General features: G+C 73.4%; 2 protein-coding genes. Both read left to right on the plus strand.

Annotated elements, in window-relative coordinates:
• Positions 1-1,299 (plus strand): ATP-dependent helicase C-terminal domain-containing protein (locus AB0H87_RS40275; RefSeq protein WP_360158628.1); only part of this gene is annotated, 1,299 nt, incomplete at its 5' end.
• A gap of 59 nt (positions 1,300-1,358) precedes the next feature.
• The coding region (locus AB0H87_RS40280) for a M1 family aminopeptidase (protein WP_360158631.1) at positions 1,359-2,731 on the plus strand (1,373 nt) is incomplete at its 3' end.

Genomic DNA, 2,731 nt, shown 5'->3' on the forward strand with positions numbered 1-2,731 from the left:
GGTGCGCCGGACGGCTCGGGGCTGGCGTTGCCCGACCCGCCGCCGGCCGGGCCCCTCACGGTCGCGACGGACGCCCTGCGGGCGCTCGGCGCCGTCGACGACAGCGGTCGGGTGACGTCGCGTGGCCGACGGATCGCCGCGGTCGGCACGCATCCGAGGCTGGCCCGGGCCCTGCTCGACGGGGCGCCCGTGGTCGGAGCCGAGCGGGCCGCTTCGGTGGTGGCCGTGCTCGATCGCGAGAGCGCCGACGAGGACCTGGTCGCGGGCTGGCGGCGCTTGCGTGGTGAGGCGGCGTTCGCGCAGGAGGTACGGCGGCTGCGCGCGTCGGTCGGTGCGGTCGGCGCGGGTGGGGCCCGGATGCCGGACGACCTCGCGGCCGGGTTCGTGGTCGGGCTGGCTTACCCCGAGCGGCTGGCCAAGGCGCGCGGTGCGGGCGGATCCGCGTACCTGATGAGTGGTGGGACCGCGGCGGACCTCGCGCCGGGCTCGGCGCTGGCGGGCGCCGCCTGGCTGGCCGTCGCCGCGGCCGACCGGCCGCCGGGGCGGGCGTCGGCGCGGATCCGGTCGGCGGTGGCGATCGACGAGGCGACGGCGCGGGAGGCGGGCTCGTCGTTGCTGCACACCTCGTCGGAGGTCGCCTGGTCGGGCGGTGACGTCGTGGCCCGCGAGGTGTCACGGCTCGGCGCGATCGTGCTCGTCGAACGTCCACTGTCGACATCGTCCCCGGCGCTGGTCGCGGACGCGTTGCGCGACGGGTTGCGCCGGGAGGGGCTCGGGCTGTTGCGCTGGGACCGGGCGGCCGTGGCGTTGCGGCAACGGCTCGCCTTCGCGCGTCAGGCACTGGGATCGCCGTGGCCGGATGTGAGCGACGCGGCACTGCTGTCGGGGGAATGGCTTTCCCCTGATCTGGCGGCGGCGCGGCGCCGTGCCGATCTCGCGCGGGTCGACGTCGCGGCCGCGCTGCGCCGCCTGTTGCCGTGGCAGCTCGCCGGGCGGTTGGACGCGGTCGCGCCAGAGCGGGTGGCCGGGCCGGGGGACCGGCGGCTGCGCGTCGACTACACCGATCCGGAGGCGCCGGTGGTGGCGCTCAAGGTGCAGGAGGCGTTCGGCTGGCGGACCACGCCGACGGTCGCGGAGGGTCGCGTACCCGTGCTGCTGCACCTGCTCTCACCCGCCGGCCGGCCCGTGGCGGTGACCCGCGACCTCGCCTCGTTCTGGCAGAACGGCTATCCGCAGGTACGCGCGGAGCTGCGCGGCCGGTACCCCCGGCACGCCTGGCCCGCCGATCCTTCCGCCTGATTCCTTTTGTCGGAGGGTGGTGCGAGGATCACCCCACGCTCTCAAAAGGAGGACCGCCAGTGTCGTCTGTCCTGTTGCGACGCGCCCTCACCGGTGCGGTCGCCGCGCTGACCGCGCTCGCGGTCGCCACGCCGGCCGCCGCCCACGGTGGCTCGACGATCGGCTCACCGGGTCTCGGTGACCCCTACTTCCCGCTCGCCGGCAACGGCGGCTACGACGTCCGGCACTACTCGCTCGACCTCGACTACGTGCGCGCCACCAACTTTCTCGACGGCACAGCGGTGATCACCGCGCGGGCCACGCAGAACCTGACCCGGTTCGACCTCGACCTACGCGGCTTCACGATCAGCTCGCTGCGCGTCGACGGGGCACCGGCCCGGTTCACCCGCGACGGACAGGAGCTGATCGTCAGTCCCAGGAAGATGCTGCGCGCCGGGCGCACGTTCACCGTGCGGGTCGACTACGCCGGCACGCCGACCGAGGTGATCGATCCCGACGGCAGCAGCGAGGGCTGGGTGCCGACCGAAGACGGCGCGTTCGTGGTCAACGAGCCGCAGGGCTCGCCGGGGTGGTACCCCGCGAACGACAACCCGCGCGACAAGGCGACGTTCGACTTCACGGTGACGGTGCCGAAGGGGATCACCGCGATCGGCAACGGCAAGCTGATCTCCAAGCGCGACCACAAGGGCAAGACGACGTGGCGGTGGCGTGAGGACTCGCCGATGGCGCCCTACCTGGCGACGGTCACCAACGGCGTGTTCGAGCTGCGGGTGAGCAAGGTCGGCCGGATCCCGCTCTACCACGCGGTCGACCCGGCCGAGGTGCCCAAGGGCGCGTTCGACCGCCTGGCGGCCGAGGCCGAGGTCATCACGTTCTTCTCGGAGCTCTACGGCCCCTACCCGTTCACCAGCGGCGGCGGCGTGGTCGACCACGCGCCTCAGGTGGGCTACGCGCTCGAGTCGCAGACCAAGTCTCAGTACGACCGCACGCCGGGCGCGGGCACGGTGGTGCACGAGATCGCCCACCAGTGGTTCGGCGACAGCGTGAGCCTCACGGTCTGGCCGGACATCTGGCTCAACGAGGGCTTCGCGGCCTTCTCCGAGTGGATCTACACCGAGAAACACGGCGGCCGGACGGCGCAGCAGGCCTTCGACCAGTCGTTCTCCCGCCCGGCGACGAGCACGTTCTGGAACCGCCCACCGGGCGACATGGGCGGCCCGGAGTTCATGTTCGGCAGCGCCGCGTACGACCGGGGCGCGATGACCCTGCAGGCCCTCCGGGTCAAGATCGGCGACAGGGCGTTCTTCGCCCTGCTCCGCGACTGGTACGCGAGGAACCGCGCCAAGGTCCGCCGGCTGGGCTACGCGTTGGACAACGGCGAGAACGAGGTCGACGGGCGGTGCCTGGCCGTGCCGATCCTGCACGCCCGGAT

This window comes from Asanoa sp. NPDC050611 (assembly GCF_040654855.1).
Lineage (GTDB): Bacteria > Actinomycetota > Actinomycetes > Mycobacteriales > Micromonosporaceae > Asanoa.